The organism is Acidovorax sp. A79, from assembly GCF_041154505.1.
Classification (GTDB): Bacteria; Pseudomonadota; Gammaproteobacteria; order Burkholderiales; family Burkholderiaceae_C; genus Acidovorax.
The window spans coordinates 2,475,892-2,501,150 of record NZ_AP028672.1 but is presented as its reverse complement, the minus strand read 5'-3'; the positions used below and the strand labels follow the sequence as shown (position 1 = coordinate 2,501,150).

Genomic DNA, 25,259 nt, shown 5'->3' with positions numbered 1-25,259 from the left:
CGTGGGGCGAAGGCGTCAGCCCAGGCGCTGAAAGGTCAGGACGAAGGCCACGCCATCGGTCGTATTGCGCGCGTTGACGGTGCCGCCCATCTTGGCCATGTAGGTCTTGGCCACGAACAGGCCCTGGCCCCGGTGCCCGGTCTCGCCCTCGGGCATGGGCAGGCTGGGGTCGGCGACGCCCAGCTCGAAAATGCGCCCCAGCAGATCCTCGTCGATGGTGGCGCCCTGGTTGTGCAGCGTGGCGCTGGCGGTGGATTCGGAGGCCACCAGCGCCAGCGTGATCGCCGTGCCCGCCGGGCGGTAGCGGTCGGCGTTGCGCAGGATGTGGGTCACCACGTCCTCCAGCGCAAACTCGTCCGCACGCACGATGACAGGCCCCGCGCCGCCTTCATAGACCACCTGGTCGATGCCGGCAAAGTGCGCGTTGCCGGCCACATGGCGCAGGAAGGCGTCCAGGTCCAGCCGCCCCTGCGGCACGTCCGCCGCCTGCAAGGCCTCCGCCGGGGATGCAGTGCCATAGAGCACGTGCACCGCCTGCTGCATGCGCTGGATGTAGCGGTGGCCCGGGTCGCTTGCGCCGCCGTGCAGCACCATGAGCGACTGCAAGGGGGACATGATCTCGTGCCCCACGGCATGCCACATGTCGCGCTCCTGCTGGGCGCGCAACTGTTCGCGCTGGATGTCGTCCTTCACGCGCTGCAGAAGGTCGGCCAGGCCTCCGGCCAGAATGCCCAGTTCGTCCGACCCACGCAGGTCTGATACGTCGAGGTCGCCCAGGCGCGGGCCGATGTGCCCCTCCTGCACGTTGTACGAAACCGCTGCCGCGCGGCGGGTGAGGGCGGTCACGCGGCGGATGAGGCCCACTTCCACCACCAGCCAGGCCAGTGCGATGGCCGCGAGCATCGCGCCCAGGTACCACGACACCCGGGTGGCCACGGCCGCAAGCCCCTGCTCCACGCCGCGCAGGTTGCCGGTGAAGGTCACGGCATAGTTGCCCGCCGGAGTGTCCAGAATGTCGAGGCCCGCCGGTACGGGCTGCGTCCTGTTGTCGCCAGCGGCCTGCCACTCCAGCGGCAGCCAGCTGATGAGGCGCAGCAGCCAGGGCGCCGACGGATCTGCCTGCACCTCGGAGCCCTTGAGCGTGATCGCTTCGCTGTCGCTCGTGCCCAGTTTGCGGATCTGTACCTGTTCGCCAGGCAGCAGGGTGCGCGCCACGTCCGCCAGCGATGCGGCGGCCTGGGCTCCGGGGGCGTTGCTGTCGAACAGGGGCGCAGCCGCACCGGGCGCCAGCATTTCCACGCGCACGCGCATGCTGCCCAGATCCTGTGGCGGCCAGACCAGGCGCTGCTTGTCAAACAGCGCTTCGCGGAACAGCTCCACGGGAAGGCGGATGGAGTAGAAGGTGCGGCGCAGGCAATCGGGCGCGGCGCCCGCGAGGTCCCGGCACTGGCCGTTCTGCCAGAGCCAGCCGCGAAAATCCCGCACCGGCCGGGCACGTGCGTCCAGGGATTCCTCGCCACCGTCCACGAAACCCGTCAGGCGGCCCCGGGTGCTGATCGTGCCCTGGGGGGGCAGTGCTTCAAAGGGCGCGACCCAGCGGGATGTGGCGCCGCGCATGTCCAGCGTGACGCGGGCGCGGTGCACCGCCTGCAGGTCCAGGGCACCACGTTCGCGCGGCACCAGCGCGCCCGCGTAGAAGCTGCCCACCAGATAGATGAAGCCCCCGGCATACGGGTTGTTGCCGATGGCCGCGCAGACCGACGCGCCGTCGGGGTACTGCACCGCGCAGCCTGCCATCTCCACCGCCTGCTGGGCCTTGTTCTGGTCGTCGAAGTCCAGCGCCGCATAGGGCAGCAGCAAGGGTGCGAGCGGTGCCGGGGCCGAACCCCGGCTGCCCGCGTTGAGCAGGGCCAGCTGCCCCGAGGGGTGGCGCAGGCGGGCCATGACCTCGGACTGGCTGCGCGCGAAGCCGTGCCGGTAGCTTTGCCAGCCACGCTCCTTTTCTTCCTTGAGCAGCACCACGCTCAGCGCGACGGTGGCCAGCGCCAGCAGCACAAACACACCGCGCACCAGAATCCGCAGCCGGAAGGCGGGCAGGCCCAGGCGGGGCATTTCCAGCTTGGGGATGTCGAGCGTGGGGCGCAGCAGGCGTTTCATTTCAGGTCCCCCTGCGTGAAAGCACTGCACACGGCGCCTGAACCCGGCGCGGCCCAGGCCAGGGCCGCCCCGCCGCACTGGCGGCGTCCCCCTTCCCGAATGGCGCAGCGGCGAAGACGCGCAGGGGGATGCCTCACTTGCCTACCCAGCGAAAGCCCCGCATGGGCACGTTTTCAATGCCTTCGAAGGCGGGGTCCACCTCGCGCAGGGCTTCGCGGATGGTGCTCACATGCTTGCGCACGTTGTCCCGGTTGCGCCCGCTCTTGACCACCTCGAACAGCTCGTCGTACGACACGACCTCGCCGCTGCGCTGGTGCAGCGTGGCCAGGATGCGCTGGGCCGTCAGCGGCAGGTTGATGCGCTCGCCGCGCCAGGTGGGGGTGCGCTGCCACAGCGGGTCCAGCACCAGCGCATCCGGCGCCGGCGCGGACAAGGACGTGGCGGCGTTCGCCGGGGCCTGCGTGGTGCGCAGGATGTCGAGGAAGGTCTCGATGAAGTCGGCCTCCTCGAACGTGGTCTTCTGCAGGTAGTCCCACGCGTCCAGCGCCTTCATGATGCTGCGGTAGATGGCGGCGGGCATGGCCGACACCACCAGTACCGGCGTGCCCTGGCGGCGCTTGTTGATGGCGTTGATGAGCGCCACGCCCGCATGGCGCTCGCGGCCCAGTTCGATGTCGAGCACCACGGCGTCGTAGTGCTCGCGCGCCAGGGCGGCTTCGGCGTCGTCGCGCGTGAACCACTGGTCGATCACGATGCCGTTTTTCGCGCTCGCAATCCAGCCTGCCAGCTGGTTGCTGGTGGGCAGGTCGTCTTCGATCACGGCGATGCGGGTCATGGTGGGGCGCGGAGTGGGTGGGGGTGCGTGGATTATCCGGGGCGCCTGGCTTGCCCGGTGTGAAGGTTTCTTCCGGGCCCGGAGGGTTTGCGCGGCGGGCGTGAGGGCTTTGGGGGCTGCGCTGCATTGTTGCTTCCGGGGTGAATCCGAAGAATCAGTCCCCAATGAGCAGCCCGCTTGGGCCACTCAGAGGCAGACAACAAATTCACCACCCAAGAGAGAGAAACACCATGAGAACCGCCTGGAACCGCATCGTGCAAGCCCTGCGTGGCCGCAACGCCGCCGCCCATCCGCTGGACGCCCGTGCCGAAGGGCCGCAAGCTGCGGTACCTGTGGAAGCCGACGTCCCCACGCCAGCATCCGCGGCCGAAGGGCGCATCCACTGGGCCTACCTGCTGCCCACGGCCAGCACGGCGCGCTGGATGGCGGCCGCAGCCGTGATGGTGGCCGCCGGTGCCCTGGTGGTGCGCCACCCACCGGTGCAGCAACTGGGCCAGGGCGAGCTGGCGGTCCGCATGAACCAGTTCACCGGTTCGGTGAGCCAGTGGCGCGATGGCAGCATGTGGGTGGTGCCGGGCCTGCACAGTGTGCGCATCTTCTCCTTGCGGGACCAGAGCTATCGCCCTGAAGCGATGCGCCAGGCCAACGGCAGCGCACCCCTGCAATCGGTGGAAGGCCTGTCGTTCGGGCTCGACCTGAGCGTGCGCTACGCGCTCGATCCGGCCTCCGACGCCGTCCGGGCCGGCCGCCTGCCCGATGACGTGGACGCCGACATCGTGGCGCCTGCCGTGCAGGGCTTGGTCTACAGGGTGTTTGCCCGCTACACGGTGCGCGAGATTTTCTCGTCCAAGCGCACCGAAATCGCGCAGACCATTGAAGCCGAACTGCGCACCCGCCTGGCCGCCGAAGGCGTGCTGCTGCGCCATGTGCAGATCGGCAAGGTGGACCTGCCCGCCGAATACCGCCGTGGCATGGACAGCCTGCTGGCCGAGGAGCTGGCGTCCGAGAAGATGCGCTACACGCTGGAGCTCAAGGACAAGCGCGTGAAGGAGACCGAGCTCGACGCCAGCGCCGACAAGGTGCGCCGCGAGGTGGCTGCCGAAGCCGCCGCCCGCGAGCAGGTGATCGCCGCCCGCGCCCAGGAAGAGGCCATGAAGCACGTGCTGCCCTTCAAGCAGCGCCAGATCGAACAGCGCCAGCTGGAGGCCGAGGCCGACAAGGTCTCGCGCATCAAGGCCGCGGAGGGCAGCGCCCAGGCGCGTCGCATCGAAGCCAACGGCGAGGCCGATGCGCGCCAGAAGCTGGCCGAGGCCGAGGCCTACCGCATGGACCGCATCGGCAAGGTCAACGCCGAGCAGATGGCGCGCGAAGGCGCCCTGGTCACGCGCCACCCGTTGCTGATCCAGAAGACGCTGGCCGACAAGCTGTCGGACAAGATCCAGGTCATCATCGCGCCCCCGCCGACCAATGGCGATTTCATCGGTGCGGCGCTGCTGGGCGGCAACCGCAATGCCCAGGCCGTGGCCGCGCAGGCTGCCGCCGGTGCCGACGACACCGCCACGACCCCCGCCACGGAGCAATGAACATGGACCGCACCACCCTCACGCTCGTCGCCGCCATCGCCTCTGCCGCCGCCATGGTCGCCACCGCCGCCGTGCCCCCCGCGCCCGCCAGCACATTCGGCAGCGCCATCGTTGTGCAGGACCAGGCCAGCCTGCGCGCCGCCCCGCGCGACTCGGCCCAGCAGCAGTCCGCCCTGTGGCAGGGCGAGGTGCTCGAAGTGCGCGGCGAGCGCCTCGACTACCTGCAGGTCTGGGACCACAAGCGCGAACGCGGCGGCTTCATCCGCGCCAGCGACGTGCGCCGCGTGGCGCTCGATGAGGCCGAGGGCCCGGCCCTGCTGTCGGTGCTGCGCTTCGTGCGCGACAGCCCGGGCGCCGAGGCGCTGGGCATCGGCATCACGGCCGCCTACCTGCAGGCCGCGCCCGCCAGTGCGCTGGCCGGTGAGCAGGGCGCCCAGGCCTTCGACGCACTGGGCACGCTGGCCGACCGGCTGGCGCGCCGCGCCTCGGCCGCCGTGCCGGGCAAGGCCTCGGGCGCCACGCTGTCGGCCTACCTGGACGTGGCCAACGGCTACGGCGTGCGCTTCACGACCTACGAGGTCGAAGGCCGCATGCAGGTCTGCTACGACGGCGAGGCCTTTCGCCGCGTGCTGGCCATGCCCGTGGCCGATGCCGAGCAGCGCGCCCGCGCCGCCCTGGCCCTCACCCGCCCCGAGTGCGTGAACCCCGACCTGCCGCCGCACGAGCGTGCCCGCGTGCAGGAATGGCAGTCCGATGTGCTCGAACGCGTGGACGTGACCGGCCTGCCCTCCTATGTGCGCAACCGCATCCAGGTGCGCCGTGCCAGTGTGTGGAGTGCCCTGGCCTTCCAGCAGGCGCGCAAGGATGCCGTCGGCCCGGCCGTGGCCGCTGCTGCGGCCCGCGCCCTGGCCGAGTTCTCCGGCGTGAGCAAGAACGACCTGCCCGACGAAGACCTGCCTGCCTACAACGATGCCGCCATGCGCGTGGGCGCCGTGCGCTGGGCCCTGGTGCCCACCAGCCTGCCCGCGGCCCAGGGCAGCCGTCCGGGCATCGTGACTGAGCCTGGCGCCCCGGGCGAGACCTGCGTGCTGCTGATCGATGCGCAAAAGGGCGTGAAGGCGCCGCTGGTGCGCCGCTGCACCTACGGCGTGGTCTGGGCCGCCTCTGCCAGCATCAACCGCGAAGGAACTGCCGTGGCCCTGGCGGTGCAGCCCCTCGAAGGCTGGCGCGAGCTGTGGGTGATGCGCAAGACGGCCGAGGGCTGGCTGGTCGACGTGCTGCCCCCGGCTGCCACCTCGCCCGAGACCGGCGTGGCCGAGTGGGCCGGCTGGGTGCCTGGCGGCCAGCAGATGCTGGTGGCACGCGAGGCCCGGGGCCAGGGCCGCTACCGCAAGAGCTTCGAGATCGTGCGCCTGGAAGGCCTGGCCACCGAGCGCGTGACGGGTGACGTGGCCGCGCTGCCTCTGTTCCAGCGCTGGCAGGACCCGGCCTGGAAGCGCCAGACACTGAGCTTGAGATGAGCACCCCTGAGTCGCTTCGCGCCTTCCCCCTCTCTCAGATTGTTTCGCAATCTGGGCGGGGACGCTCCCAGCGCGGCGGGGCGGCCCTTGCGCGGGAGCACTGGTTTTGGCCGCGCCAGTTTCACGGGGCAATGGCCATGCATGGCGGTCGCGATGTGCGACGAAGATGGGCCCTTTAAAATCCAGGCAGGCCGGGCAAGATGCCCGGCCTTTCCTCGTCTGCACTGCAAGGTTTTTCGCATGTCCACACCCTCGCCCCTGTCCGCCCTGTTGTCCCGCGTGGACGCCGCCATCGTGGACCTGGACGGCACCATGGTGGACACGCTCGGGGACTTTGCCGAGGCGCTCAACCGCATGCTGCGCGAACTGGCGCTGCCACCCATCGAGGCACCCTCCATCGAGCGCATGGTGGGCAAAGGCTCGGAGCACCTGCTGCGGTCGGTGCTGGCCCATGTGCTGGCATCCGAGGGCCAGCCGGCCGATGCGGCGCAGGTCGAATCGCTGTACCCCGCCGCCTGGGCCAGCTACCAGAAGCACTACCTGGCCATCAACGGCCAGTATGCGCAGGTGTACCCCGGCGTGGTGGCCGGCCTGCAGGCGCTGCAGGCCGCGGGCCTGCGCCTGGCCTGCCTGACCAACAAGCCCCTGGATTTCGCCGTGCCCTTGCTGAAGGCCAAGGGGCTCGACGGCTACTTTTCGCAGGTGTTCGGTGGCGACAGCTTCGCGCGCAAGAAGCCCGATCCGCTGCCCCTCGTCAAGACCTGCGAGGCCCTGGGCACCGCGCCCGCGCGCACGCTGATGGTCGGCGATTCCAGCAACGATGCGCAGGCCGCGCGCGCCGCCGGCTGCCCCGTGGTGCTGGTGACCTACGGCTATAACCACGGCCAGCCCGCGCGGGCGGTGGATGCCGATGGTTTCGCGGATGCGCTGAGCGCGTTCGCGGGCTGATCAGGCCGCGATACGGCGCTGCGCAGCCGTTGGCAGCACCCGTGCGCTGCCGGCTGTACGGGCCGGTGGTGCCGTGGTGACGAGTGCCGCATGCGCTGGCGCGCCAGCGGCAGCGTCGCTGCCCAGCCGGAACACGGCCACGGCATCGACCAGCTGGCCTGCCTGGGTCTTGAGGCTGTCGGCCGCTGCCGCGCTTTGCTCCACCAGGGCCGCGTTCTGCTGCGTGGCCTGGTCCATCTGCGTGATCGCCTCGCCCACTTGCGACACGCCCTGGCTCTGCTCGCTGCTGGCCGCGCTGATCTCGCCCATGATGTCCGTCACGCGGCGGATGGCCCCGACCACCTCGGTCATCGTGGCGCCCGCCTTGTCCACCAGCGCGGTGCCCTGTTCCACGCGCTCCACGCTGGTGCCGATCAGGGCCTTGATTTCCTTGGCGGCCTGCGCCGAGCGCCCGGCCAGGCTGCGCACCTCGCCCGCCACCACGGCGAAGCCCCGGCCCTGCTCGCCCGCGCGCGCCGCCTCCACCGCCGCGTTGAGCGCCAGGATGTTGGTCTGGAACGCGATGCCGTCGATCACGCTGATGATGTCGGCGATCTTGCGGCTGCTGTCGTTGATGCCCTTCATGGTGTCCACCACCTCGGCCACCACGTCGCCGCCCTGCTGGGCGACGGTGGAGGCGCTCATCGCCAGCTGGTTGGCCTGGCGCGCGTTGTCCGCGTTCTGGCGCACCGTGGAGCCCAGCTGTTCCATCGAGGCGGCCGTCTGCTGCAGCGCCGAGGCCTGCTGCTCGGTGCGGGCCGACAGATCGTTGTTGCCCGAGGCGATTTCGGCACTGGCGGTGGCCACGCCTTCGGCGCTGTGGCGCACATTGCCCACGATGGTGGCCAGGCGCGATTGCATGGTGGACAGCGCCTGGAGCAGCTGGCCTGTCTCGTCGCCGCCATGGGCTTCGATGGCGTGCGTGAGGTCGCCGCTGGCAATGCTCTCCGCCGCCTGCTTGCCCCGCTGCACGGGCCGGACGATCGAGCGCGTGACCGTCCAGGCCAGCAGGGCCCCCAGCGCCACCGCCACCAGGGTGCCCACGCCCAGAAGTGCCTGGCTGGCCTTGGCAAGGGTGCCGGTGTCGGCCTGGCTTTCAGCCAGTTGCGTGGCCATGGCCGTGCGCAGGTCGTCCAGTGACTTCAGGTATTTGTCGGCCAGCGGGCGAAGGTCCTTGTCCACCAGGGCGGGCACGTTCGGCTCGCCGCCCCGGTGCAGTTCGCGGATCTCGGCCTGCTTGTCGTTGTAGGCCGCGCGCGCCGTGGCAATGGCGGCCAGCAGTGCGCGGCCAGGCTCGCCCTGCACCAGCGCCTCGATGCGCTGGACCTTGGCATCCATGCCCTTGGCCGTGGCCTGGGTGTCCGCGGCGAGCTTGTCCATGTAGTCGCGGTCGATGGCCTTGAGGAATGCCTCCGTGCGGACCCAGTTCAGGCGGATGTCGGAGGCCCAGTCTTCCACCAGCATCTGTTGCTCGATCTCCTGCGTGGCGACACGCTCGCTGGCGTTCTGCAGGCTGGCGATGCGCCATATGCCGGTGGCTGCGATGAGGGCGGTGATGAGCAGGATGGCCCCAAAGGAAGCGCCCAGGCGCAGGCCGACGGAAAGGTTGCTGAATTTCATGGTGATGGCGGGCGCAAAAAAGGTGTCTGGGGGCGGGGCTGGGGCTCTGGGGTGGCAAGGGCCGTGGCGCATGCGGGTGGCGCAGGGCGCCCGGGCCGGGCTGTGCGTGGCATCACATGGCGCGGGTGGCGCCGCAGGGGCATGCGGTGCAGGTTGCGTCGAAGGCCCTGAATTCCCTGGATAAAAGGTTACGCCCCGGTGCGGCCCGCCGCTGTCGGGCGGGTGACAGCCGCAGGCATGGTTTCATGGGGGTTTGCCCGTAGCGGCGGTGTCCCGGGACGCGCAACCGGCGCGGGCGGCTATGCGGGCTTGCCGAGCAAGGCATCCTTGAGCTTCCAGTCGGCCGGTGTGTTGCCCAGCCAGATGCCCAGCAGCGCGTTGAAGAATTCCGGCTCCTTGAAAGGCTCGCCCTGCGGCTTGCCCTTGACCGTGATCACCGTGCCGGTGCCGGGTATCCAGTCGATCATGAACTGGTCGCCTGCCTGCAGCTTCTTGTGGTCCGAGAAGATCTGGCTCATGCGCAGCACGCCGGGAATCAGCTTGGAGAACGCCGCGCGGTCCATGTTGTCCTCCATGCCGCGCGAGAAGAGCTTGCCCAGCTCGGTGGAGTCGATCTCGCGCAGCATGGTGATGCTCATGCGCTTGGGGCCCTTGAGCGCGGCAATGTCCTGCGGCGTGTGGGCTTTCTTTTCGAGATACAGGCCGGCCGTGTAGACCTTGAAGACCGCCTTGTAGCGCACGCCCGCCCCATTGAGCTGCAGGCTGCTGCCGCTCAGGCTGGTGGTTTCTTCGTACTTGACGTCGGCCACGGTGATGGTCTGGGCAATGGCACCGGCCGTCAGCAGGCACAACGCTGCCGCTGCGGCGCATCGCTGGAGGAACTTCATGCGCAACTCCTAAAAAAGAACGGTCGTTCGTTTCAAATTGTTGCTGCACCTGCTTTTTGCCGCAACAGGGTTTTCGAGTGGTTGCGCGGCGCGGCGTTGCGGTGTGTCAAAACCGGGGCGGCCGGGAACCTTTGCTACACTTTGGGCCATGTTCATTCACCACGTGTTCATCACAGGTTGCAGCGACCGGGGAGCCTGGCCCTGGCGTCAGCCTGTCTCCTTGAACGCCTGATGGCACCTGGGCAATTGCCCCAGCGTGCACCCGTGGCCCTACCGGGGCCGATTGAATGGACCGCAGCGCCCCCTTTTATTGCCCGGGGGACACGCGCTGCCACAGCTGGGAGCTCTCCCCGTGATCACAGAACTTGAATTCAAAAGCCTGGCCGGCGAAGGCTACAACCGCATTCCGCTCATGGCGGAAGCCTTTGCGGACCTGGAAACCCCTCTCTCCCTGTACCTGAAGCTGGCCCACAGCAAGGACGGCGGCAAGCACAGCTTCCTGCTCGAATCCGTGGTGGGCGGCGAGCGCTTCGGGCGCTACAGCTTCATCGGCCTGCCCGCGCGCACGCTGCTGCGCGCCAGCGGTTTTGGCGCCAGCGCCAAGACCGAGGTGGTGACCAACGGCGAGGTGGTGGAGTCCGCAGCGGGCAACCCGCTCGACTTCATCGAGGCGTACCAGAAGCGCTTCAAGGTGGCCTTGCGCCCCGGCCTGCCGCGCTTTTGCGGCGGCCTGGCCGGCTACTTCGGCTACGACGCGGTGCGTTACATCGAAAAGAAGCTCGAAGACACCTGCCCGCCCGACACGCTGGGCTGCCCCGACATCCTGCTGCTGCAGTGCGAGGAACTCGCCGTCATCGACAACCTGTCGGGAAAGCTCTACCTCATCGTCTACGCCGACCCGGCCCAGCCCGAGGCCTACGCCAAGGCCAAGAAGCGCCTGCGCGACCTGAAGGACCAGCTCAAGTATTCGGTGAGCGCGCCCATCGTCAAGCCCACCGAGAGCCACCCCGCGCAGCGCGACTTCTCCAAGGCCGACTACCTCGCCGCCGTGGACCGCGCCAAGGAACTGATCGCCGCGGGCGACTTCATGCAGGTGCAGGTGGGCCAGCGCATCCACAAGCGCTACACCGAAAGCCCCCTGTCGCTGTACCGCGCGCTGCGCTCGCTGAACCCGTCGCCGTACATGTACTTCTACGACTTCGGCGACTTCCACGTGGTGGGCGCGAGCCCCGAGATCCTGGTGCGCCAGGAGAACACGCCCGACGGCCAGAAGGTCACCATCCGCCCCCTGGCCGGCACGCGCCCCCGTGGCGCCACGCTGGAGAAGGACAAGGCCGCCGAGGTCGAGCTCATCAACGACCCCAAGGAGCGCGCCGAGCATGTGATGCTGATCGATCTGGCGCGCAACGACATCGGCCGCATCGCCAAGACCGGCACGGTGAAGGTGACCGAGGCCTTCGCCATCGAGCGCTACAGCCACGTGATGCACATCGTGAGCAACGTGGAAGGCATCCTCAACGACGGCATGACGGCCATCGACGTGCTCAAGGCCACCTTCCCCGCCGGCACGCTCACCGGCGCGCCCAAGGTGCATGCGATGGAAATCATCGACCAGCTCGAACCCACCAAGCGCGGCCTGTACGGCGGCGCCTGCGGCTACCTGAGCTACGCCGGCGACATGGACGTGGCCATCGCCATCCGCACCGGCATCGTGAAGAACGGCACGCTCTACGTGCAGGCGGCCGCCGGCGTGGTGGCCGACTCGGTGCCTGAGCTGGAATGGAAGGAAACCGAGCACAAGGCCCGTGCGCTGCTGCGCGCGGCGGAGCTGGTCGAGGAGGGCCTCGAATGACCCGCGCCATCGACAAAGTCAAATCCTGCGCCGCCATGCCGGACGTGCGCCGCGAGGTGAACAGGCTGGACGACGTGCTGGTGCCCCTGCTGGTGGAGCGCGTGGGCTACATGACGCAGGCCGCGCGCATCAAGCAAGACGCCACGCAGGTGCGCGATGAGGCGCGCATACAGGCCATCGTGGACCGCGTGCGCGAGCAGGCGCTGGCCGAAGGCGGCGATGCCGACGTGATGGAAGCCATCTACCGCAGCCTCATGGAAGCCTGCATTGCCTATGAACACCGCGAGTTCGCCCGCCTGCGCGAATCCGCCTCTGCCGGGAGCGCCGCATGAAACTCTTGATGGTCGACAACTACGACAGCTTCACCTACAACATCGTGCAGTACTTCGGCGAGCTGGGTGCCGAGGTCGAGGTGTTCCGCAACGATGAAATCACGCTTGAAGGCATTGCGGCGCGCGCGCCCGACCGCCTGGTGATCTCGCCCGGCCCGTGCTCGCCCGCCGAGGCCGGCATCTCGGTGGCGGCGATCCAGCACTTCGCGGGCAAGCTGCCCATCCTGGGCGTGTGCCTGGGCCACCAGAGCATCGGCGCGGCCTTCGGCGGCACCATCGTCCGCGCGCAGGAGTTGATGCACGGCAAGACCAGCGTCATCACCACCACACAGCAGGGCGTGTTCGCGGGCCTGCCCGAAAAATTCACCGTGAACCGCTACCACTCGCTGGCCATCGATCGCGCCGCGTGCCCCGACGTGCTGCAGGTCACGGCCTGGACGGATGACGGCGAGATCATGGGCGTGCGCCACAAGGAGCTGGCCATCCAGGGCGTGCAGTTCCACCCTGAAAGCATCCTCACCGAGCACGGGCACGCGATGCTGAAGAACTTTCTGGAGCAGCGCGCATGACGGCGCCGGCCGATGCTGCGGCAGCGTCGGGCTCGTTCGCCCAGCTGTTCCAGTACAAGCGCTGGGCCAACCAGGAGTTGCTCGCGCTGGGCGAGGCGTCGCAGGCGGCATTGCCCGAAGGCGACCACCGGCTCTTCGTGCGCATCCTGAACCACACCTACGTGGTGGACCGCATCTTCGCGAGCCACCTGCAGGGCCTGCCGCAGACCGGCTACGCAGCGACCAACACCGACGAGACGCCTGCACTGCCCGCCCTGCGCGACGCCGTGCGCGCGTCGGACGACTGGTACCTGCAGTACGCCGGCGGCCTCGGCGCGGACCAGCTGGCCGAGCCCGTGCAGTTCCGCTTCACCGACGGTGACACCGGCACCATGACGCGGGCCGAGATACTGAACCACGTCGTGGTCCACGGCACCTACCACCGGGGCGCGGCCGGCCGCATCCTGGCGGTGCACTCCGTGCCGCTGCCGCGCGACTCGCTCACCACCTTCCTGCACCGCCTGCAACCGGAGCGACGCTGGTCGTAACACCATGCCCGACAGCCACCAACTGCTCATGTTCATCGCGGCCGGCTGGCTGCTGAACCTCACGCCCGGCCCGGACGTGCTCTACATCGTGTCCAACGCCCTCAAGTCCGGTACCCGCGCGGGCATCGTGGCGGGCCTGGGCATCACGGCCGGGTGCTTCGTGCACATTTTCGCGGCCGCCGTGGGCGTGGGCGCGCTGCTGGCCACCTCGGCCACGGCGTTCACCGTGCTCAAGTGGGTGGGCGCGGCCTACCTGATGTGGATGGGCGTGCGCATGCTGCTGTCCAAGCCCTCGGGCGATGGCGGCAGCGCGGCGGCCATCGCGGCGGCGCAGGCGGGGGCATCGTCCGGTGCTGCCACGCCGCTGTCCAAGATCTTCCTGGGCGGCTTCTGGACCAACGTGCTCAACCCCAAGGTCGCGATCTTCTTCCTGGCCTTCGTGCCGCAGTTCATTGCGCCCGGCACGGAGAACAAGGCGCTGGCCTTCGTGCTGCTGGGCGTGCTGTTCAACGTGAACGCGATTCCCGTCAACACGGGCTGGGCGCTGGCTGCAGGCTGGATGGCGCGCCGCATGGGCGCGGTGCAGCGCGGCATGCACTGGCTGGACCGCATCGCAGGCGCGATGTTCATCGGCTTTGGCCTCAAGCTCGCCTTCACCGACCAACCGTCGAATTGAACTAGATAGACACCGTCGCAAAGACACTGGAGACACCATGTCCATCACCCCCCAGGAAGCGCTACAGCGCACCATCGAGCACCGCGAAATCTTCCACGACGAGATGCTGCACCTGATGCGCATGATCATGAGCGGCGAGCTCTCGCCCGTCATGACGGCGGCCATCGTCACCGGCCTGCGCGTGAAGAAGGAAACCATCGGCGAGATCACGGCCGCCGCGCAGGTGATGCGCGAGTTCTCCACCAAGGTCCATGTGCCCGATAGCAAGCACTTGGTGGACATCGTGGGCACGGGCGGCGACGGCGCCAACACCTTCAACATCTCCACCTGCTCCATGTTCGTGGCCGCAGCGGCGGGCGCCAAGGTCAGCAAGCACGGCGGGCGCGGCGTGTCCAGCAAGAGCGGCAGCGCGGATGTGATGGAGGCCCTGGGCATCCACATCAACCTCAAGCCCGAGCAGATCGCGCAGTGCATTGCAGAGGTCGGCATCGGATTCATGTTCGCGCCCAACCACCACCCGGCCATGAAGAACGTGGCCCCGGTGCGCAAGGAGCTGGGCGTGCGCACCATCTTCAACATCCTGGGACCGCTGACCAACCCGGCCGGCGCGCCCAACATCCTGATGGGCGTGTTCCACCCTGACCTCGTCGGCATCCAGGTGCGCGCACTGCAGCGCCTGGGCGCCGAACACGCCATGGTGGTCTACGGCCGCGACGGCATGGACGAAGTCAGCCTGGGCGCGGCCACGCTGGTGGGCGAGCTGAAAAACGGCCAGATCACCGAGTACGAAATCCACCCCGAGGACTTCGGCCTGGCCATGTCCAGCAACCGCGCCTTGAAGGTCGAATCCCCCGAACAGTCGCGCGAGATGCTGATCGGCGTGCTCAAGGGCGAGCCCGGCGCCGCGCAGGACATCGTCTGCCTGAACGCAGGCGTGGCGCTGTATGCGGCCAACGTGGTCGACTCGGTGCCCGCAGGGCTTGAAAAGGCACGGGCCGCCATCGCCTCGGGCGCGGCGCTGGCCAAGCTCGAGCAGATGGTCACGCGCACGCATGCGCTGGCTGCATGAAGATCAACCCCCTGAGCGGCTGCGCCGCTTCCCCCTTCTCCTGCGGGAAGGGGGACGACACCCGCAGCCTGGCAAAGCCAGCTCTGCGGTGTCCTCCGCTTTGGGCCGCGCGGGCGTTGCGCTCGCGCCATGTTTCAACGTTCAATCGCGACCCCGCCGGGGTTGAAAAGGCAGGTTTCCCATGAGCGACATCCTCAACAAGATCGTGGCCGTCAAGCACGAAGAAGTGGCCGCTGCGAAGAAGCGCATGCCCCTCGACGCCATCCGCGCCGATGCCGAGAGCCGCGTGCTCACGCGCGACTTCGAAGGCGCGCTGCGCGCCAAGATCGCCAAGGGCCAGGCGGCGGTGATCGCCGAGGTCAAGAAGGCCAGCCCCAGCAAGGGCGTGCTGCGCGCCGACTTCATCCCTGCCGACATCGCACAGAGCTATGCCGATGGCGACGGCAAGGTGAGCGCGGCCTGCCTGTCGGTGCTGACGGACAAGCAGTTCTTCCAGGGCAGCGTGGACTACCTCAAGCAGGCGCGTGCCAGCTGCCAGCTGCCGGTGCTGCGCAAGGACTTCATGGTCGATGCGTACCAGATCTACGAGTCCCGGGCGATGGGCGCCGATGCCATCTTGCTGATCGCAGCCAGCCTGGACGACGCCCAGATGGCAGACTTCGAGGCCATTGCGCGCAGCCTGGACATGGCGGTGCTGGTGGAGGTGCACGACGGCGCCGAGCTGGAGCGCGCGCTCAGGCTCAAGACGCCGCTGGTGGGCATCAACAACCGCAACCTGCGCACCTTCGAGGTCACGCTGGACACCACCCTGGGCCTGCTCAAGGATGTGCCGGCCGACCAGCTGCTGGTCACCGAGTCGGGCATCCTGAAGCCTGACGACGTGAAGCGCATGCGCGATGCCGGCGTGCACGCGTTTTTGGTGGGCGAGGCGTTCATGCGCGCGCCGGAGCCGGGCGAAGCGCTGGCGAAGCTGTTCGCCTGATTGCTTGTTTGCTCCTTATTTGATAGCTGATTGCGCTTGTCCATCAAGCGGTAGAGGCCTTTTTGACCATGAATGACGCCGCTGCAAACTCCACCCAGCTGCAAAGCGCTGACCCCGCGGACTGGCCGGTGGCTCCCGGCTGGCAGCCGCTGGTCGATGACTTCTTTGCCGGTGTGCGCGGCCAGTCGCTGCTTGCCTTTCTGCAGTCGCGGCTCGATGCGGGCGCGGTGATCTTCCCGCCCCGCCCGCTGCGGGCGCTGGAACTCACGCCGCCGGACGAGGTGCGCGTGGTCATCCTGGGCCAGGACCCCTACCACGGGCGCGGCCAGGCCGAAGGGCTGGCGTTCTCGGTGGCGCCGGGCGTGCGCCTGCCGCCCTCGCTGCAGAACATCTTCAAGGAAATGCAGCGCGACCTGGGCGTGGCTTTCCCGCCGTTTCCGAACCCGGGGGGCAGCCTGGTCAAGTGGGCGAAGAACGGCGTGCTGTTGCTCAACACCGGCCTCACGGTGGAAGAGGGCCAGCCCGCCAGCCATGCCGGCAAGGGCTGGGAGGCCCTGACCGACGCGGTCATCCGCCATGTGGCCGAGGGCGAGCGGCCCGTGGTGTTCATGCTCTGGGGCTCGCACGCGCAATCCAAGCGCGCGCTGATCCCCCAGGACCGAGGCCACTTGCTGCTCCTGTCCAACCACCCTTCGCCGCTGTCCGCCCTGCGCCCGCCCGTGCCGTTCATCGGCAACGGGCATTTCGGCAAGGCGCGCGCGTTCCGGGCGCAGCACGGGTATTGAGGCGCCAGCGCGGCGGCGCTGCGCCCCTGCGGTCTACCAGCGCCCCGGCAGCCGCTCCTTGAGCAGGTCGAGAAAGGCCTGCGCCGCCACGGGCAGGCTGCGGCCCGCCAGGGTCTGCACCTCCAGGTCGCGCAGGTCCATGCCCGGGTCGCTGATGGGCACGGCCACCACGGCGCCCGCCGCCACCAGGTGGCGTGCCGCGATCTCGCTGGCCACCGACAGCCCCCCGCCATGCGCCACGAAGTTGAGCACCGTCTTGGCATGGTTGCTGATGAGCACCGCCTCCAGCTGCAGGCCCTGGCGGCTGCACACGATGTCGATCATCTGGCGCACCGTGGTCTCGGCGGGCGGCAGGGCCAGGGGGTAGGCGGCCATCTGCGCGAGCGTGACGCTGGCCGATTCCGCCAGCGCATGGCCGGGCGGGATGAGTGCCAGCACCGGAGCGCCTTGCCGGTAGGCGACCTCGATGTCCTTGTGCGGCGCACGGCTGAAGCACAGGCCGATGTCGGCCGCGCCGCTGCGCACCGCGTCGGGCACCTGGGCGGTGGGCAGCGAGATCACGCTGAACTGGATGCCCGTGTGCGTGCGCTGGAATTCCACACACAGGCGCGGCACCAACTCGTTGGCAAATGCGTCCGACGTGGCCAGACGCACCTGCCCCGCGCGCAGGCCCTGCAGCGCACCGATCTCGCCCAGCGCGCGTTCGGCGTCCAGCACCGTGCGCCGGGCGTGCACGGCCAGGATCTCTCCGGCCGCGGTGAGCACCATGCCGCGCGGGTGGCGGTCGAACAGCGGCGTGCCCAGCTGCGCCTCCAGCCCGGCGATCTGGCGGCTGAGCGCCGAAGCGGCCACGTGCAGCCGTGCCGAGGCTTCGGTGAGCGAACCGCTGTGCGCCACCTCCAGGAAGTAGCGCAGGGCGGTGTCTTGCAGGAGCTGGGGGCGCATGGGCTGGGCAGGGGGGCTGGAGTGGGGCGTATTGCCGGGTGGTGGCCCAAAGTATGAAGTGGTTTGCCGCTACGGCAAAGCTGCTTGCCTATTTGGCGTTGGTCTTCCGGGGGCTGGCTTCCTAAGATGGCTGTCTGGTTGCCCCCGGGCGGGGCCCTGCGGCTCCCCCTGTCCCTGTCTGCGTGCGCGGTCCGGCATCGCGCGTTTCCCCTTCTTCTGGAGTACCTGTATGCGTCTTTTTCCCTGGGGCCGTGGCGTCGTGTGCCTGGCCTGGTTGATGGTGTGGGGCGCCAGCGCACAGGCGCAGGCCGCGTGGCCCGACCGGCCCGTACGGGTCATCGTGCCGTTTCCGGCCAGCGGCGCCACCGACCTGGTGGCCCGGGTGGTCACCCAGCGCGTGGCGGCCGACCTGGGCCAGCAGCTGGTCGTGGACAACAAGCCCGGCGCCGGCGGCACCCTGGGCACGGCCGAGGCGGCCAAGGCCGCACCCGATGGCTACACCCTGCTGCTGACCACCAGCAGCACGCATGCCATCTCGCCCCATCTGATGCCCAAGCTGGCCTACGACCCGCGCAAGGACTTTGTGCCCGTGGTCCACGTGGCTGACGCACCCAGCGTGCTGCTGGTCACCAACTCGCTGCCGGTCAAGACCGTGGGCGAACTCATCGCCTACGCCAAGGCCCATCCAGGCAAACTCAACTACGCCACCAGCGGCAACGGCACCATCGTGCACCTGAACACGGCAGCCTTCAGCGCGCAGGCCGGCGTGGAGATGACGCACATCCCCTACAAGGGCACGGCGCTGGCGATTCCCGACCTGATTGCCGGGCAGACCCACGTGCTGTTCGATTCGCTGCCCACGGGCATGCCGCACGCCAAGGCCGGCCGCCTGCGGGCCCTGGCCGTGACCAGCGAGAAGCGCAGCACGCTGGCGCCCGAGCTGCCCACGCTGGCCGAGTCCGGCCTGCCCGGTTATTCGTCGGTGACCTGGTTCGGCGTGTACCTGCCCGCGGGCGCACCGCCCGCGCTGGTCGACAAGGTGCACAAGGCCTTTGCCAAGGCAGTGCAGGCGCCCGAAGTGGCCGAGAGCCTGGCCAAGCTGGGCGTGGAGCCTGCCGCGCCGCGCACGCCCGCGCAGTTTGGTGCCATGGTGCAGGCCGACAGCAACCGCTGGGCGATGGTGATCCGGCAGCACAAAATCACGGTGGAGTAGCCCCCCTGAGTCGCCTTCGGCGCCTTCCCCCCGAGGGGGACGACGCCCTCGGTGCGGGGCAGCCCTTCCTTGGCGTCTCTCGCTTTGCGCCGCGCCAGTTTCCACGCACCGCAACCCTTGCGAGCCACGGAGTCAGAACGCTATGAATAACCCAACCCTCGACTGGTCCCTTCCCTACGCCTCCCACCGCAGCGCGGTCATGGGGCGCAATGTGGTCTCCACCTCGCAGCCGCTGGCCGCGCAGGCGGGGCTGCGCATGCTGCTGGCGGGCGGCAACGCGGTGGATGCCGCCATCGCCGCCGCCATGGCGCTCACGGTGGTCGAGCCCACGGGCTGCGGCATCGGCAGCGACGGCTTTGCCATCGTGTGGGACGGCAAGGAACTGCACGGCCTCAATGCCTCGGGCCGCTCACCCGCCGCGTGGTCGCCGGAGTACTTCGAGAAGCTGGGCGGCATCCCCGAGACGGGGTGGAACGCGGTGACCGTGCCGGGCGCCGTCTCGGCATGGGTGGCGCTGTCCAGGCGCCTGGGCAAGCTGCCCTTCGCACAGCTGGCGCAACCCGCCATCGACTACGCGCGCAATGGTTTTCCGGTGTCGCCCACCATCGCCCGCCTGTGGGCGCTGGGTGGCGCCAAGCTGGGCGCGCAGCCCGGTTTTGCCGAGTGCTTCCTGCCCGGTGGCCGCGCACCGCGGGTGGGCGAGATCTTCCGCAGCGAGGCCCATGCGCGCACGCTGGAACTGATCGCCGAGACCCAGGGCGAGGCCTTCTACCGGGGCGTGATCGCCGAGCGCATGGTGGCCCATGCACAGGCCCACGGCGGCGCGATGACGCTCGAAGACCTCGCCTCGCACCAGGCCGACTGGGTGGGCACCATCGAGCAGCGCTTCGGCGACTCGGTGATCCACGAGATCCCGCCCAACGGCCAGGGCATTGCCGCGCTGATGGCGCTGGGCATGCTGGACGCGCACGGCATCGGCGCGCACCCGCTCGACAGCGTGGAGACGGTGCACGCGAGCATCGAGGCCATGAAGCTCGCGCTGGCCGACCTGGACCAGTACAACGCCGACATCGGTGCGATGCGTGTCGCGCCGAAGGAGCTGCTGGAGGCGGACTATCTGCGCGGCCGCGCGGCGCTCATCGACCCCGAGCGCGCGGGCGACCCGGGCCACGGCGCGCCGCGCCCGGGCGGCACGGTGTACCTGGCGGCGGCAGATAGCCAGGGCATGATGGTCTCGTTCATCCAGTCCAACTACATGGGCTTCGGCTCGGGCGTGGTGGTGCCGGGCACGGGCATCAGCCTGCAGAACCGGGGCCACGGCTTCAACCTCAAGCCAGGCCACGCCAACGAAGTGGGCCCGCGCAAGCGCCCCTCTCACACCATCATCCCGGCGTTCGCGATGCACTCGGACGGCACGCCGCAGATGGCCTTCGGCGTGATGGGCGGCCCCATGCAGAGCCAGGGCCACACCCAGATGGCGCTGCGCGTGCTGCGCTACGGCCAGAACCCGCAGGCCGCCGCCGACGCGCCCCGCTGGCGCGTGACGGGCGGCAAGGGCGTGGCGGTGGAGCCGGGCTTTGATCCCGCCGTGGTCGCCGCGCTGCGCGCGCGCGGCCACGAGGTGGCGGTGGAGGAGGGCAATGGCGTGTTCGCCTTTGGCGGGGCCCAGCTGGTGCTGCGCGACGGCGCCCACTACATCGCCGGGTCTGACCCACGCAAGGACGGGCACGCGGTCGCGTTCTGAGAACCTGCCAGGTTCCCTGGTCAACCGGCGGCGCAGTCCGGAAACCGCCGTGCCAGCTCCGCTGCCGGCATGGTTTCCGCCAGGTCCATGTTGTGCGCGAGGGGGATGTACTCCCCGGGATCCGTGAAGCGCATGAGCGTGGTCACCAGCCGGTTCCCGGCGCTGCCCTTCTGGCAGCCTGCCAGTTCCACCCCCAGGCCCAGCTCGCGCGGGCCGTCGTCCACCGTTTTCCAGGCCAGGGCCTTGGCGCGCAGTGCCTGCAGCCGGGGCAATGCCTCGGGGTCGATGCGCCAGACCTGCACCGCGGTGCGGGCAGTGTCATAGGGTGCCAGCGGGCTGCGCTCTGCGGTGCCGCTCAGCTCCTGCAGCGGCAGCTTTTCTTCCCATCGCTCGGTGGTGGTGCCGCCGCCGGGCTGGCGCACCTTGCGGGACACGCTCACCGTCAGCTCCAGCGCCGGGCCATGGAGCCGCAGGCCGGGGCCGTGCACCACGGCGGCGCGCAGCGCGGCGGGGTCGAGCGTCTCCAGCTGGAGCTTGCGCAGCTTCCACAGGGACGACACCGGCACGGTGCCGCAGGCGGCCAGCAGTGCCGTGCACAGGAGGAGAACGCCAAGGCCCGCCCCGCGCCGCCATGGCGGCCGGACGGGTGAAATAGGGCCCCGGAGCAGGCGGGTGCCGCTGCGAAAAGGGATGGGCGGGCTGAGTGTCATGCGGGTCGGACGGTGTTGAAATTTCTGTTTAACGGTATATTATTATTGTTTTACAGAAAAAATTGCCAAACCATGACGCGAGCTCTGGCCACCCCGGTCTCCCCCGTCCACAGCCCTTCATTCCGCCGGCTGGCCTGGGGGCTGCTGGCCGCCAGCTGGGTGTGTGCCCTGGTGTCGCTGGTTTTTTCGCTGGCGCGCTGGGCGGCGATCGGGCACGAGACCGGCTGGGGTGGGTGGATGCCCCTGACGGTGGTGCCGACGCAGGCCCTGCTGGTCGGGCTGACCCCGCCGCAGTCCATGGAGACGCAATGGCGGTGGGTGGGCGTGGCGCTGGAGTGCATTCCGGCCCTGGCCATGCTGTACGCGGTGCTGTGCGTGCATCGCATCTGCCGGGCCTTCCTGGCGGGCGCCGTGTTCGGGCCGGTGGTCGTGCGCGGGTTCCGGGGCGTGGGCTGGGGCTTTCTGGCGATGTTCGCGACCTCGCTGGTCTACCAGGTGGGCGTGACGGCGCTGCTGTCGTGGCTGGCCTCCGGCCAGCAGGGCGGGCTCATCGCGCTGGGCGTGGGCTCGTTTGAAATGAGCGTGCTGGTGGTGGGGCTGATGATGCTGCTCCTGGCCCACGTGCTGGCCGAGGGCTGCCGCCTGCAGGCCGAAGCGGATGCGTTTGTGTAGCCACTCCCAGGTACCGTATTCCCCATGGCGATTGTTGTGACCCTGGATGAAATGCTCGCGCGCCGCAAGGTCAAGTCGCGGGACCTGGCGGCCCATGTGGGCATCACCGAGGCCAACCTGTCCTTGCTCAAGAGCGGCAAGGTCAAGGGCGTGCGCTTCGAGACGCTCTCGGCCATCTGCGAGTACCTGCAGTGCCAGCCCGGCGACCTGCTGGCGTGGGTGGACAGCGGCGGTGATGGCGCGGACGACGGCGCGGCGCAAGAAGGCGTGTAAGTGCGCTGGTGGGGCTGGGGTGCCGCTCCCGTCAGCCGGCGCAGGCGCGTGGCAGTGGCCGTGGTGGCCTCGGTGCTGCTGCACGGTGTCATCCTGACCGCGTGGAATCTGTCGACCAGCCGCGTCTCGCCATCGCTATCGGCACCACCGCAACCATTCACATCACCGCGACAAGCGATGGAGGTGCAGTGGATCACGCACGCCGAGGTGCTGCAGCCCGCCATGGCGGTGCTCGGCCCGGGGCGTGCGCAGGCTCTCCCCAAGGGTCCCGTTTCCGCGCCCGCATCTGCATCGCGCCCGGTGCGTGCGGCAGAGCGCCACCGCAGCGCCGACGCGCCCACCGATGCAGTGACCGGCACGGTCATCGGCACCCCGGCACGCGCCGTGCAGCAGCCCCCTCCGCAGGCCGCGACTGCCGCTGCGCCCGCGCCCGAGCTGCCTGCGTCCGACAGCCGGATGGCCGATGCACCTCTGCGCTGGAGCCCCGACGCCGTGGGCCGTGCCGACCGCCAAGAGCGCGAATGGCAGCGCCGCCACGGTGCCGTACCGGCGGCGCAACTGGCAGTGGGAGACGGCGCGCCAGCGGCCAGGCCCTTGGGTGCTGCGATTTCGACCCGCGAGTGGCGCGGTGGCGATGGCTCCCGGGTCACGCAGGTGGAGAGCCCGTCGGGCACCTACTGCGTGCGGCTGCCCTCGGCCAATCGCCTGCCCGATGTGGGCGCCGCACCGCGCGTGGCGCCCGTCAGCAACTGCCCTTGACCCCGCCGATTGCCGTGGAGCCGCAGGGCCGCATCGCCGGTCAACGCGCGGGTGGGCGCTCCAGCAGCATCGCATCCCCGTAGCTGAAGAACCGGTACCCCTGCGCGATGGCGTGCCGGTACAGGCCCATGGTGTGCGCATAGCCCGCGAACGCGCTCACCAGCATCATCAGCGTGCTCTTGGGCAGGTGGAAGTTGGTGACCAGCACATCCACCACCTGGAAAGCAAAGCCCGGCGTGATGAAGATGCTGGTGTCGCCCGTGGCCAGACCGGTCTTCGCCCACGATTCGAGCGTGCGCACCGTGGTCGTGCCCACGGCCACCACGCGGCCACCGCGCTGGCGGCAGCGCTCTAGCGCGGCCAGCGTGGCCAGCGGCACCTCGTACCACTCGCTGTGCATCTGGTGCTCGGCCAGGTTTTCGGTCTTGCAGGGCTGGAAGGTGCCCGCGCCCACGTGCAGCGTGACGCTGGCGCGCTCGATGCCGCGCGCGGCCAGGCCGGCCAGCACGCCCTCGTCGAAGTGCAGCGCGGCGGTGGGCGCGGCCACGGCGCCGGGGGCGCGCGCAAACACCGTTTGGTAGCGCTGGCTGTCCTCGGCTTCGTCGGGGTCGTGGCCGGTGTTCTGCTGGCGCTCGATGTAGGGCGGCAGCGGCAGGTGGCCGTGGCGGTCCATCAGCTCCCACGGCGACTCGCCTGCGGGGCCGTGCAGCGCAAAGCGGAACAGCGGGCCGTCGTCATGGGGCCAGCGGCCCAGCAGCGTGGCGTCGAAACCACCGCCGTGGCGGCCGCCTGCCATGTGCACGGTGCTGCCGGGCAGCGGCTTCTTGCTGACCTTCATGTGGGCCACGACTTCGTTGCCCGTCCCACCGGCTTCGGCGGGCAGCACGCGCTCGATCAAGAGCTCCAGCTTGCCGCCGCTGGCCTTCTCGCCAAAGATGCGCGCCTTGACCACCCGGGTGTCGTTGAACACCAGCAGGTCGCCTTCGCGCAGCAGGCCGGGCAGCTCGCGGAAGATGCGGTCCACGGGCTCGATGGCGCGTCCGTCCAGCAGGCGCGAGGCGCTGCGTTCGGCGGCGGGGTGCTGGGCAATGAGTTCGGGAGGCAGCAAGAAGTCGAAGTCGCTGAGCGTGTAGGTGCGCGGGGCAGGCGGGCTGGATGCGGTCATGGGGCTTGAGGGCCGGACAGGCCCGTGCCAAGAAAAAAGCGGGGAGGCCGCCATTTTCCCACGGCGGGGCCGGGGGGCGGGCCTACCAGGTCTTTTCCGGAAAGCCCGACCACAGCTCGTTCAGGTCCGGAAAGCGCCACTTGTCCGGGTCTTCGCGGGCGACGATCTTCTCGTGGCACCCCGGGGCGGAGAGATCCACCGTCTCGGGCGGGACGCGCAGGCCGGAATTGGTGGAGAAGAACACCTTGACATGGGGCGTGGTGAGCGCCGCGGCCGATTGCTCGGTCACCACGCCGATGCGGCCCGAGGTCAGCCGCACGAGCGAGCCCACGGGATAGATCCCGATGCTCTTGACGAACGCCTGGAACAGCCGCGCGTCGAAGTGGTCCTGGGTCCATTCGGCCATGCGGCGCAGCGATTCGGCGGGGTCCCAGCCGCGCTTGTAGGGGCGGTCGGAGGTGATGGCGTCGTACACGTCGCAGATCGCCGTCATGCGCGCGATCACGCTGATGCCATCGCCCTGCAGCTTGTCCGGGTAGCCGGAGCCGTCCACCTTCTCGTGGTGGTGCAGGCAGGCGTCCAGCACCGCGTCGGGCATGTTGCCGCCTTCCTTGAGCATGTGAAAGCCCTGCACCGGATGGCTGCGCACCACGGTGAACTCCTGGTCGGTGAGCTTGCCGGGCTTGTTGAGCACCGCGAGCGGTACCGCGGCCTTGCCCAGGTCGTGCAGCAGGCCCGCCATGCCGGCCAGCCGCTGCTGGTCGTCCTTGAGCCTGAGCTGTTTGGCCAGCGCCACCATGAGCGCGCACACGGCCACCGAATGCATGTAGGTGTAGTCGTCCGCCGTCTTCAGGCGCGCCAGGCTGATGAGCGCGCCCGGGTTGCGGGTGACGGAGTCCGAGATTTCCTCCACCAGGCTCTGCGCGCTGGCGGAGTCCACCGCGCGCCCCAGGCGTGCCTCGTTGAACATCGAAATCACCGCCTCCCTGGATTTCACGCAGAGGGCGGCGGCGGCCTTGAGCTCGCTCTTCATGTCGGCGGGCTTGCGGTCGCGCCTGGGCGGCGGGGGTGGGGAGGGCAGCGTGACCTTGATGGGCGGCAGGTCCTCCAGCCGGCTGAAGTCCGTCTCGATCTGGGCGTCCACCTCCTCGCGGGACACCGAGGCGGTGCCGGGGGCCACGTCCCGGCCCCGGGAGGTGTCGATCCAGCATTCATGGATCGCGGTGGCCTGGATGCGGGCGAGGTCCTTGGGGTCGCTCAGCAGGAACTTGGCCCGCCAGAAGGGGTGCTCCATCCACGAGCCGCAGAACTCGTGCAGATACATGCCCAGGGTAAGGTGCTGAATTTGGATGCGCTTGAGCATGGCAAGACCCCTGGACTCGGAAAAGGCGCCTGCT

At 69.3% G+C, this 25,259-nt stretch carries 24 protein-coding genes; 16 read left to right on the top strand and 8 right to left on the bottom strand.

The annotated features are described in order from the left end of the window. Window positions 1-15: 15 nt before the first annotated feature. A complete protein-coding gene (locus tag ACAM51_RS11470) occupies window positions 16-2,157 on the bottom strand; it encodes a sensor histidine kinase (protein WP_369643590.1) in 2,142 nt (713 codons plus the stop codon). Window positions 2,158-2,290: 133 nt separating this feature from the next. Next, window positions 2,291-2,992 (bottom strand): response regulator transcription factor, encoded by a 702-nt coding sequence (locus tag ACAM51_RS11465; protein WP_218296786.1) that lies wholly within the window; start codon window positions 2,990-2,992, stop codon window positions 2,291-2,293. A gap of 230 nt (window positions 2,993-3,222) precedes the next feature. On the opposite strand from ACAM51_RS11465, the gene ACAM51_RS11460 reads away from it, so the two are divergent. The 3 genes from ACAM51_RS11460 (at window position 3,223) to gph (ending at window position 7,043) form a co-directional block, all read left to right on the top strand. After that, the gene (locus tag ACAM51_RS11460; protein WP_369643589.1) at window positions 3,223-4,575 is read left to right on the top strand and encodes an SPFH domain-containing protein; all 1,353 of its coding nucleotides are present in this window, start codon (window positions 3,223-3,225) and stop codon (window positions 4,573-4,575) included. Window positions 4,576-4,628: 53 nt separating this feature from the next. Then, the gene (locus ACAM51_RS11455; protein WP_369643807.1) at window positions 4,629-6,095 is read left to right on the top strand and encodes a hypothetical protein; all 1,467 of its coding nucleotides are present in this window, start codon (window positions 4,629-4,631) and stop codon (window positions 6,093-6,095) included. 240 nt (window positions 6,096-6,335) lie between these two features. Next, entirely contained in the window at window positions 6,336-7,043 is a 708-nt protein-coding gene (gph, locus tag ACAM51_RS11450; protein ID WP_369643588.1) for a phosphoglycolate phosphatase, read from the top strand. Here gph and ACAM51_RS11445 read toward each other — a convergent pair whose 3' ends face one another. Together ACAM51_RS11445 and ACAM51_RS11440 are read right to left on the bottom strand one after the other, a co-directional pair. After that, window positions 7,044-8,702, bottom strand: a complete 1,659-nt coding sequence (locus ACAM51_RS11445; protein WP_369643587.1) for a methyl-accepting chemotaxis protein — start codon at window positions 8,700-8,702, stop codon at window positions 7,044-7,046. Window positions 8,703-9,001: 299 nt separating this feature from the next. After that, window positions 9,002-9,589 carry a chalcone isomerase family protein gene (locus ACAM51_RS11440; RefSeq protein ID WP_218341223.1) on the bottom strand — a complete coding sequence of 196 codons (588 nt, stop codon included), beginning with the start codon at window positions 9,587-9,589 and terminating at the stop codon, window positions 9,002-9,004. A gap of 352 nt (window positions 9,590-9,941) precedes the next feature. Here ACAM51_RS11440 and trpE point away from each other — a divergent pair, with 352 nt between their 5' ends. The 8 genes from trpE to ACAM51_RS11400 all read left to right on the top strand — a co-directional run bounded on the left by trpE (window position 9,942) and on the right by ACAM51_RS11400 (window position 16,381). After that, the gene (trpE, locus tag ACAM51_RS11435; protein WP_218296791.1) at window positions 9,942-11,441 is read left to right on the top strand and encodes an anthranilate synthase component I; all 1,500 of its coding nucleotides are present in this window, start codon (window positions 9,942-9,944) and stop codon (window positions 11,439-11,441) included. After that, the gene (locus ACAM51_RS11430) at window positions 11,438-11,773 is read left to right on the top strand and encodes a chorismate mutase (RefSeq protein WP_218296792.1); all 336 of its coding nucleotides are present in this window, start codon (window positions 11,438-11,440) and stop codon (window positions 11,771-11,773) included. The genes trpE and ACAM51_RS11430 overlap by 4 nt, the downstream gene beginning before the upstream one ends. After that, a complete protein-coding gene (locus ACAM51_RS11425; RefSeq protein ID WP_218296793.1) occupies window positions 11,770-12,342 on the top strand; it encodes an aminodeoxychorismate/anthranilate synthase component II in 573 nt (190 codons plus the stop codon). The genes ACAM51_RS11430 and ACAM51_RS11425 overlap by 4 nt, the downstream gene beginning before the upstream one ends. Further along, entirely contained in the window at window positions 12,339-12,869 is a 531-nt protein-coding gene (locus tag ACAM51_RS11420; RefSeq protein WP_369643586.1) for a DinB family protein, read from the top strand. The genes ACAM51_RS11425 and ACAM51_RS11420 overlap by 4 nt, the downstream gene beginning before the upstream one ends. 4 nt (window positions 12,870-12,873) lie before the next feature. Then, window positions 12,874-13,545, top strand: a complete 672-nt coding sequence (locus ACAM51_RS11415) for a LysE family translocator (protein WP_218341226.1) — start codon at window positions 12,874-12,876, stop codon at window positions 13,543-13,545. Window positions 13,546-13,582: 37 nt separating this feature from the next. Then, complete coding sequence (gene trpD / locus ACAM51_RS11410; protein WP_369643585.1) at window positions 13,583-14,614, top strand: anthranilate phosphoribosyltransferase; 1,032 nt, start codon at window positions 13,583-13,585, stop codon at window positions 14,612-14,614. Between the two features lie 181 nt (window positions 14,615-14,795). Further along, complete coding sequence (gene trpC / locus ACAM51_RS11405; protein ID WP_218341227.1) at window positions 14,796-15,596, top strand: indole-3-glycerol phosphate synthase TrpC; 801 nt, start codon at window positions 14,796-14,798, stop codon at window positions 15,594-15,596. Between the two features lie 68 nt (window positions 15,597-15,664). Then, the gene (locus ACAM51_RS11400) at window positions 15,665-16,381 is read left to right on the top strand and encodes a uracil-DNA glycosylase (protein WP_218341228.1); all 717 of its coding nucleotides are present in this window, start codon (window positions 15,665-15,667) and stop codon (window positions 16,379-16,381) included. Window positions 16,382-16,414: 33 nt separating this feature from the next. On the opposite strand, the gene ACAM51_RS11395 is transcribed toward ACAM51_RS11400, so the two are convergent. Continuing rightward, window positions 16,415-17,326 (bottom strand): LysR family transcriptional regulator, encoded by a 912-nt coding sequence (locus ACAM51_RS11395; RefSeq protein WP_218341229.1) that lies wholly within the window; start codon window positions 17,324-17,326, stop codon window positions 16,415-16,417. A gap of 229 nt (window positions 17,327-17,555) precedes the next feature. On the opposite strand from ACAM51_RS11395, the gene ACAM51_RS11390 reads away from it, so the two are divergent. Beyond that, window positions 17,556-18,539 (top strand): Bug family tripartite tricarboxylate transporter substrate binding protein, encoded by a 984-nt coding sequence (locus tag ACAM51_RS11390; protein WP_369643584.1) that lies wholly within the window; start codon window positions 17,556-17,558, stop codon window positions 18,537-18,539. Between the two features lie 142 nt (window positions 18,540-18,681). After that, the gene (locus tag ACAM51_RS11385) at window positions 18,682-20,283 is read left to right on the top strand and encodes a gamma-glutamyltransferase family protein (RefSeq protein ID WP_369643583.1); all 1,602 of its coding nucleotides are present in this window, start codon (window positions 18,682-18,684) and stop codon (window positions 20,281-20,283) included. A 20-nt stretch (window positions 20,284-20,303) separates the two neighbouring features. On the opposite strand, the gene ACAM51_RS11380 is transcribed toward ACAM51_RS11385, so the two are convergent. Further along, entirely contained in the window at window positions 20,304-20,993 is a 690-nt protein-coding gene (locus ACAM51_RS11380) for a hypothetical protein (RefSeq protein ID WP_369643582.1), read from the bottom strand. 72 nt (window positions 20,994-21,065) lie between these two features. Between ACAM51_RS11380 and ACAM51_RS11375 the strand changes: the two genes are divergently transcribed. Genes ACAM51_RS11375 through ACAM51_RS11365 form a run of 3 tightly spaced genes read left to right on the top strand, consistent with a single transcriptional unit; the run spans window position 21,066 to window position 22,697 of the window. Next, entirely contained in the window at window positions 21,066-21,665 is a 600-nt protein-coding gene (locus tag ACAM51_RS11375) for a DUF2975 domain-containing protein (protein ID WP_369643581.1), read from the top strand. Window positions 21,666-21,689: 24 nt separating this feature from the next. Beyond that, window positions 21,690-21,938, top strand: a complete 249-nt coding sequence (locus tag ACAM51_RS11370; protein ID WP_218296803.1) for a helix-turn-helix transcriptional regulator — start codon at window positions 21,690-21,692, stop codon at window positions 21,936-21,938. A 48-nt stretch (window positions 21,939-21,986) separates the two neighbouring features. Further along, window positions 21,987-22,697, top strand: coding sequence for a hypothetical protein (locus ACAM51_RS11365; protein ID WP_218341233.1), 711 nt, complete (start codon window positions 21,987-21,989; stop codon window positions 22,695-22,697). Between the two features lie 40 nt (window positions 22,698-22,737). On the opposite strand, the gene queA is transcribed toward ACAM51_RS11365, so the two are convergent. Then, the gene (gene queA, locus ACAM51_RS11360; RefSeq protein ID WP_369643580.1) at window positions 22,738-23,862 is read right to left on the bottom strand and encodes a tRNA preQ1(34) S-adenosylmethionine ribosyltransferase-isomerase QueA; all 1,125 of its coding nucleotides are present in this window, start codon (window positions 23,860-23,862) and stop codon (window positions 22,738-22,740) included. Between the two features lie 82 nt (window positions 23,863-23,944). Further along, window positions 23,945-25,225: an HD-GYP domain-containing protein gene (locus ACAM51_RS11355; RefSeq protein WP_218296806.1), complete on the bottom strand. Its 1,281-nt coding sequence runs from the start codon at window positions 25,223-25,225 to the stop codon at window positions 23,945-23,947. Window positions 25,226-25,259: the final 34 nt, after the last annotated feature.

Bases quoted from the DNA above. Each gene is read 5' to 3' on its own strand.
- ACAM51_RS11465 (WP_218296786.1), bottom strand. From the start codon at position 2,992: ATGACCCGCATCGCCGTGATCGAAGACGACCTGCCCACCAGCAACCAG.
- trpD (WP_369643585.1), top strand. From the start codon at position 13,583: ATGTCCATCACCCCCCAGGAAGCGCTACAGCGCACCATCGAGCACCGC.
- ACAM51_RS11455 (WP_369643807.1), top strand. From the start codon at position 4,629: ATGGTCGCCACCGCCGCCGTGCCCCCCGCGCCCGCCAGCACATTCGGC.
- ACAM51_RS11425 (WP_218296793.1), top strand. From the start codon at position 11,770: ATGAAACTCTTGATGGTCGACAACTACGACAGCTTCACCTACAACATC.
- trpC (WP_218341227.1), top strand. From the start codon at position 14,796: ATGAGCGACATCCTCAACAAGATCGTGGCCGTCAAGCACGAAGAAGTG.
- ACAM51_RS11380 (WP_369643582.1), bottom strand. From the start codon at position 20,993: ATGACACTCAGCCCGCCCATCCCTTTTCGCAGCGGCACCCGCCTGCTC.
- ACAM51_RS11440 (WP_218341223.1), bottom strand. From the start codon at position 9,589: ATGAAGTTCCTCCAGCGATGCGCCGCAGCGGCAGCGTTGTGCCTGCTG.
- ACAM51_RS11385 (WP_369643583.1), top strand. From the start codon at position 18,682: ATGAATAACCCAACCCTCGACTGGTCCCTTCCCTACGCCTCCCACCGC.
- queA (WP_369643580.1), bottom strand. From the start codon at position 23,862: ATGACCGCATCCAGCCCGCCTGCCCCGCGCACCTACACGCTCAGCGAC.
- ACAM51_RS11395 (WP_218341229.1), bottom strand. From the start codon at position 17,326: ATGCGCCCCCAGCTCCTGCAAGACACCGCCCTGCGCTACTTCCTGGAG.
- ACAM51_RS11430 (WP_218296792.1), top strand. From the start codon at position 11,438: ATGACCCGCGCCATCGACAAAGTCAAATCCTGCGCCGCCATGCCGGAC.
- ACAM51_RS11355 (WP_218296806.1), bottom strand. From the start codon at position 25,225: ATGCTCAAGCGCATCCAAATTCAGCACCTTACCCTGGGCATGTATCTG.
- ACAM51_RS11375 (WP_369643581.1), top strand. From the start codon at position 21,066: ATGACGCGAGCTCTGGCCACCCCGGTCTCCCCCGTCCACAGCCCTTCA.
- gph (WP_369643588.1), top strand. From the start codon at position 6,336: ATGTCCACACCCTCGCCCCTGTCCGCCCTGTTGTCCCGCGTGGACGCC.
- ACAM51_RS11420 (WP_369643586.1), top strand. From the start codon at position 12,339: ATGACGGCGCCGGCCGATGCTGCGGCAGCGTCGGGCTCGTTCGCCCAG.
- ACAM51_RS11460 (WP_369643589.1), top strand. From the start codon at position 3,223: ATGAGAACCGCCTGGAACCGCATCGTGCAAGCCCTGCGTGGCCGCAAC.
- ACAM51_RS11470 (WP_369643590.1), bottom strand. From the start codon at position 2,157: ATGAAACGCCTGCTGCGCCCCACGCTCGACATCCCCAAGCTGGAAATG.
- ACAM51_RS11370 (WP_218296803.1), top strand. From the start codon at position 21,690: ATGGCGATTGTTGTGACCCTGGATGAAATGCTCGCGCGCCGCAAGGTC.
- ACAM51_RS11415 (WP_218341226.1), top strand. From the start codon at position 12,874: ATGCCCGACAGCCACCAACTGCTCATGTTCATCGCGGCCGGCTGGCTG.
- ACAM51_RS11445 (WP_369643587.1), bottom strand. From the start codon at position 8,702: ATGAAATTCAGCAACCTTTCCGTCGGCCTGCGCCTGGGCGCTTCCTTT.
- ACAM51_RS11390 (WP_369643584.1), top strand. From the start codon at position 17,556: ATGCGTCTTTTTCCCTGGGGCCGTGGCGTCGTGTGCCTGGCCTGGTTG.
- ACAM51_RS11400 (WP_218341228.1), top strand. From the start codon at position 15,665: ATGAATGACGCCGCTGCAAACTCCACCCAGCTGCAAAGCGCTGACCCC.